Origin of the sequence: Streptomyces synnematoformans (assembly GCF_039531005.1) — a bacterium.
GTDB classification, from domain to species: Bacteria; Actinomycetota; Actinomycetes; order Streptomycetales; family Streptomycetaceae; genus Streptomyces; species Streptomyces synnematoformans.
Genome location: NZ_BAAAPF010000409.1, coordinates 1 through 5,219, shown reverse-complemented (window position 1 = coordinate 5,219; position 5,219 = coordinate 1). Strand labels below are relative to the sequence as shown.

Below are 5,219 nucleotides of genomic sequence, written 5' to 3'. Positions count from 1 at the left end.
TCGCGGGTGCGGCGGACGGCGGCGGTGGCGGCGTCGACGGCGGCGCGGCCCTCGTGCAGCAGCATCTCCCCGGCCCCGGTCAGCGCGACGCCGCGGCGGTCGCGCACCAGCAGCCGGACGCCGAGGCGCCGTTCGAGCTGCTGGACCGCCCGGGACAGCGGCGGCTGGGCCATGCCGAGGCGTTCGGCGGCGCGGCCGAAGTGCAGCTCCTCGGCGACCGCGACGAAGTACCGCAGCTCGCGGGTCTCCACGGTGTCCATGACCCCAGCGTACGTCGGTGATACCGGCCGGGTATGACAGCCGACCGGGTCGGTATTGGCCGCCTCGCCCGCCCCCCGGCGACCATCGACGGCACGGGCGGGGCAGCCGCCCGGCACACCCGCCCGACAGCGAAGGCAGAACCATGAGCACCCCCTCCGTCCCGCTCCCCGGCGGCACCCACCCGCTGGGCGATCTGGCCGTCACCCGCTTCGGCTACGGCGCCATGCAGCTCGCCGGCCCCGGCGTCATGGGCCCGCCCGCCGACCGCGACGGCGCCCTCGCCGTCCTACGCGAGGCGGCCGACCTCGGGATCACGCACATCGACACCGCGGGCGCGTACGGGCCGCGCGTCACCAACCGGCTGATCCGCGAAGCGCTGCACCCCTACCCCGCGCCGCTGCACCTCGTCACGAAGGTCGGCGCGGTCCGCGACGAGCAGGGCGGCTGGCCGCCCGCCCGGCGCCCCGAGGACCTGCGCCGCGCCGTCCGCGAGAACCTCGACGACCTCGGCCTCGACGCGCTCGACGTGGTCAACCTGCGCCTCGGCGACGCCGAGGGCACCCGGCCCGGCTCGCTCGCCGAACCCTTCGAGGCCCTCGCGGAACTGCGGCAGCAGGGACTGATCCGGCACCTCGGCGTGAGCAACGCGACGGCGGAGCAGGTCGCCGAGGCGCAGACGATCGCGCCGGTCGTGTGCGTGCAGAACATGTACAACCTCGCCCACCGCCGGGACGACGACCTGATCGACGACCTCGCCGCCCAGGGCATCGCCTACGTGCCCTTCTTCCCCCTCGGCGGCTTCAGCCCGCTGCAGTCCGCCGCACTGTCCGCCGTGGCCGCCCGGCGGGGCGCGGCGCCGCTGCCGGTCGCCCTGGCCTGGCTGCTGCGGCGGTCGCCGAACATCCTGCTGATCCCCGGCACGTCGTCGGTGGCGCACCTGCGCGAGAACGCCGCCGGAGCGGGACTCCGGCTCTCCGACGAGGAGTTCGCCGAGCTGGACGAGATCGGCCGCCGGGCCTGACGGCGCGGCGCCGGCCCGTACGGCGCCGCCTACGCGGTGGTGGGGCCGGCGGGGCCGGGGAGGTCGAGCCGCCAGACGGCCTCGCCGTCGTGGACGAGGTCCGTACGCACCAGTCCGGCGGCGGCCGCGACGGCGGCGGAGGCGCGGTGACCGGGGTGGACGTGCGCGACGACGGCCCGCAGCGGCAGCCGCGCGAGCCGCCCGACCAGCCCCCGGGCGGCCTCGCCGGCGAGGCCCCGCCCCTGCCACGGAGTCCCCACGACCCAGGCGACCTCGGCGATCGCGTCCCGGATGGTCGTCTGCACGTACCCGCCGAGCACGCCGTCGGCCCGTACGCGCAGCACCCAGTTGCCCCACACCGTCCCGCCCCCGGGCGCCCCGGCGGCCAGCCGCGCGTAGCGCGTGCGCAGCTCGCCCGGCGAGGGCGGAGCGCCGCCGGTGAACTCGTAGAGCGCGGGGTCGCCGAGCACGCCGGCCATCTCGTCGGCGTGCTCGACGCGCAGCGGGAGCAGGTCGAGGCGTGCGGTGCGTAGGGTCTCGCCGACGGCGTCGGCCAGTTCGGTGTGCGTCGGAACCTCCGGTGACGTGGTCTTCTCCCGGGCGTACGCGCGGCCGCTTCCGTTTCGTACACCGTAGCGACGGTCGCCACGGGTGGCGAAGGCCGTCCCCCGGGCGTCAGTTGCGGAGCAGTTCCCAGAAGCGGGGGAGCACCTGCTGCAGGTACGTCGCGGCCGCCGCGGTGGTCTCCGAGCCGGGATCGTCGCCCCAGTTCGCGGCGGCGGCGATGCGGGCCTGGTACTCCTCGTGGAGGGTGCTCAGGGCGCGTTCCAGGGGGCGGCGGGGGAGGCGGGTGAGGCGGGCTATGGGGCGGAGCTGGGGCTGCCAGCGGGTGGTGGCCGCCTCGCGGAGGTGGCCGGCGAGGGGTTCGCTGCGGCCGGTGAGGTCCAGGAGGTCCGGGAGGGGGAGGCGCAGGAGGTGGGCGAGCCGGGTGGCCTGGGACTCGGTGCCGGGCCAGCGGCCGGTCTGCTCGGCGCTGAGGTACGTCGCGGGGTCCATGCCGATGTGCCGGGCGACGTCGTCGAGGGGGAGGCCGTGGGCCCGGCGGTGGGCGCGGAGTGAGGTGGGGGAGCCCATGAGGTCGGCCGGGGTGCACCACAGGGCGCCGGCGAGGGCGTCGAGTTCGTGGCGGGTGGGGCGGGCGTGGCCCTTCTCCCAGTCGGCGACCGCGGCGGCGGGTACGGCCAGGCCGTAGGCGGCGCGCATGCCGTACGCGACGTGGTCGTGGCCGAGCCCTAACGCGCGGCGTAATCGACGGGCCGCCGCGGGGTCGAAAGGTGGTCGGTGCTCCGGCGGACCGGCGCCGGAGCCGGGCGCCTTTGTCGTCACACCGTCACCGTAGGTAGTGGGGCACCCGTTATCAACCGTGCGTTCCGCCGAAGGCGGGGCGCGGGCGCGGAGAGTTGCGTGTGCGCTGCAGGGGTTGACGGTGAACGGCCAATGACTAAAGTCTAGACCAATTACCCCCCGTGCAAGGAGAGTTGTATGCACCGCAGCACCAAGCGGGCCGGGAGGGGCCGCAAAGCCCTCCGGGCGGCCGTCGTCGGCGCGGGCGCCGCCCCGCTGCTCCTGCTGGCCCTCCCCGCCCAGCAGGCGGGCGCGCACGGCTGGATCACCAACCCGCCGAGCCGCCAGGACCAGTGTGCGACGGGCGCCGTCGAGTGCGGCGCCATCTCGTACGAGCCGCAGAGCGTCGAGGGCCCGAAGGGCCTGACCAGCTGCAGCGGCGGGAACGAGGGCTTCGCCGAGCTGGACGACGACGGCAAGGGCTGGGCCGTCACGAACGTCGGCAGCACCACGACGTTCAACTGGAAGATCACCGCCCGGCACAGCACCAGCACCTGGCAGTACTTCGTCGGCGGCCAGAAGGTGGCGGAGTTCGACGACGGCGGCGCGCGGCCGCCGGCCGAGTTCAGCCACACCGTCGACTTCGGCGGCATCACCGGCAAGCAGAAGGTGCTCGCCGTGTGGAACGTCGCCGACACGGCCAACGCCTTCTACGCCTGCGTCGACGTGAACATCGGCGGCTGACGCCCGCCCGCGCGCCCGGCGGGGCGGACCCCGCCGGGCGCGTGCGCGCGGCCCCGCGGGCTGCGGTGGAGGGCGCGGCCAGGCCCCGGTCAGCCCTTCACCGCGCCGCCCAGCGCGAAGCCGCCGCCGAGCCGGCGGGCGATCAGCACGTACAGCAGCACCGCCGGCGCCGAGTAGAGGATCGAGAACGCCGCCAGCTCCCCGTAGACCACCGACCCCATGTTGCCGAACAGCTCGAAGATCGACACGGAGGCCGGCATCTGGTCCGGGCTGAGCAGCAGCATGAAGGGGACGAAGAAGTTCCCCCACATCATGATGAACGAGAAGATGGTCACCACCACGACCCCCGGGCCCATCAGCGGCAGGATGACCCGCACCAGTGCCTGCATCGACGACGCGCCGTCCGTCCAGGCGGCCTCCTCCAGCACCTTCGGCACCCCGTCCATGAAGTTCTTCATCAGCCAGATCGCGAACGGCAGCTGCGAGCTGGCCAGGAAGAGGGCCGTGCCGGACATCGAGTCGATGAGGTTGATCTGCACGAACAGCCCGTAGACCGGCACCATGATGGCGGTGATCGGCAGGCTGGTGGTGAAGAGGATCGTCAGCATGAACGGGCGGTTCAGCCGCGAGCGGTAGCGCGACAGCGGGTACGCCGCGAGCGCCGCCGCGACGACCGTGACGGCCGTCGCCCCGCCGCACAGGATCAGGCTGTTGAGCAGCGGGCGGAAGGTGATGTCGGTGGTCATCACCGCGTCGAAGTTGTCCCAGGTGACGTCCGTCGGCGGCCGGGCCGTCAGGCCCGAGTCCGCGTCGACGGACGAGAAGACCAGCCAGGCCAGCGGCAGCACGAACGCCAGTGCCGCCAGCAGCAGGCACAGGTCGGCGGCCAGCCGCCGGCTGTGCTTGCGCCCGGCGAGCGTACGGGCGAAGCGGCCGCGCCGGCGCGGCGTCCGCGGGGGCGGGGGGTCGTCGCGGGTGAGCGTGGACGTGGGCATCGCTCATACCTCCGTACGCAGCATCCGCATGTACACCAGCGAGAACAGGGCGCCGACCAGCAGCAGGAGCAGGGCGACCGCCGTGCCGTAGCCGAGCAGGCTGTTCTTGAAGGCCTGCTCGTACATGAACAGCGGCAGCGTCTGGCTGCGGTCGCCCGGGCCGCCGCGGGTCATCGCCCAGATCAGCCCGAAGACCGAGAGGGTCTGCAGGGTGTTGAGCATCAGGTTGGTGGCGATGGAGCGGCGGATCATCGGCAGCGTGACGTGCCACAGCTTGCGCCAGCCGCCCGCGCCGTCCACCTCGGCCGCCTCCGTGATCTCCTTCGGGATCTCGGAGAGCGCGGCGGAGTAGACGAGCATGGAGAACGCCGTGCCGCGCCAGATGTTGGCGAACGACACCGCCAGGATCGGCAGCGTGTACAGCCAGTTCTGGCTGGGCAGATGGAGCCAGTCGAGCACGGAGTTGAGCGTGCCCTCGCGGCGGAAGAAGGCGTAGAGCAGGAAGCCGGCGACGACCTCGGGCACCACCCAGGCGGTGATGACGATCGCGCCGGTGACGGTACGCACCGCCTTCGAGGCCCGCTGCATCAGCGACGCGAGCGCCAGCCCGAGGGTGTTCTGGCCGACGATCGACGACAGGATCGTGAACACCAGCGTCAGCCAGACGGCGTTGATGAAGCCCTCGTCGCCGAAGGCGGTGCGGAAGTTCTCCAGCCCGACGAACGACGACTCGGCCTGGCCGGAGAGCTGCAGGTCGGTGAAGGCGATCCACACGCAGTACGCGATGGGACCGGCCAGGAACAGCAGCATCAGGACGACCGCGGGACCCACGGGCAGCGCCCGCAGGAGCGCGC

At 73.5% G+C, this 5,219-nt stretch carries 7 protein-coding genes; 2 read left to right on the top strand and 5 right to left on the bottom strand.

Annotation, left to right across the window (positions count from 1 at the left end):
- The coding region (locus ABD317_RS33235; protein WP_344294977.1) for a LysR family transcriptional regulator at window positions 1-260 on the bottom strand (260 nt) is incomplete at its 3' end.
- 143 nt (window positions 261-403) lie between these two features.
- On the opposite strand from ABD317_RS33235, the gene ABD317_RS33230 reads away from it, so the two are divergent.
- Window positions 404-1,282, top strand: a complete 879-nt coding sequence (locus tag ABD317_RS33230; protein ID WP_344294975.1) for an oxidoreductase — start codon at window positions 404-406, stop codon at window positions 1,280-1,282.
- Between the two features lie 29 nt (window positions 1,283-1,311).
- On the opposite strand, the gene ABD317_RS33225 is transcribed toward ABD317_RS33230, so the two are convergent.
- Window positions 1,312-1,761 carry a GNAT family N-acetyltransferase gene (locus ABD317_RS33225; protein ID WP_425582501.1) on the bottom strand — a complete coding sequence of 150 codons (450 nt, stop codon included), beginning with the start codon at window positions 1,759-1,761 and terminating at the stop codon, window positions 1,312-1,314.
- Window positions 1,762-1,957: 196 nt separating this feature from the next.
- Window positions 1,958-2,668: a helix-turn-helix domain-containing protein gene (locus ABD317_RS33220; RefSeq protein WP_234020095.1), complete on the bottom strand. Its 711-nt coding sequence runs from the start codon at window positions 2,666-2,668 to the stop codon at window positions 1,958-1,960.
- A 156-nt stretch (window positions 2,669-2,824) separates the two neighbouring features.
- Between ABD317_RS33220 and ABD317_RS33215 the strand changes: the two genes are divergently transcribed.
- The gene (locus ABD317_RS33215) at window positions 2,825-3,370 is read left to right on the top strand and encodes a lytic polysaccharide monooxygenase (RefSeq protein WP_027755265.1); all 546 of its coding nucleotides are present in this window, start codon (window positions 2,825-2,827) and stop codon (window positions 3,368-3,370) included.
- Window positions 3,371-3,459: 89 nt separating this feature from the next.
- Here ABD317_RS33215 and ABD317_RS33210 read toward each other — a convergent pair whose 3' ends face one another.
- Both ABD317_RS33210 and ABD317_RS33205 read right to left on the bottom strand, forming a co-directional pair.
- Window positions 3,460-4,365 (bottom strand): carbohydrate ABC transporter permease, encoded by a 906-nt coding sequence (locus tag ABD317_RS33210; RefSeq protein ID WP_344294973.1) that lies wholly within the window; start codon window positions 4,363-4,365, stop codon window positions 3,460-3,462.
- A 3-nt stretch (window positions 4,366-4,368) separates the two neighbouring features.
- Window positions 4,369-5,219: carbohydrate ABC transporter permease (locus ABD317_RS33205; RefSeq protein WP_344294971.1), on the bottom strand; the 851-nt coding region annotated here is incomplete at its 5' end.

Coding starts and splice junctions, on each gene's coding strand:
- ABD317_RS33230 (WP_344294975.1), top strand. CDS start 404: ATGAGCACCCCCTCCGTCCCGCTCCCCGGCGGCACCCACCCGCTGGGC.
- ABD317_RS33225 (WP_425582501.1), bottom strand. CDS start 1,761: ATGGCCGGCGTGCTCGGCGACCCCGCGCTCTACGAGTTCACCGGCGGC.
- ABD317_RS33215 (WP_027755265.1), top strand. CDS start 2,825: ATGCACCGCAGCACCAAGCGGGCCGGGAGGGGCCGCAAAGCCCTCCGG.
- ABD317_RS33210 (WP_344294973.1), bottom strand. CDS start 4,365: ATGCCCACGTCCACGCTCACCCGCGACGACCCCCCGCCCCCGCGGACG.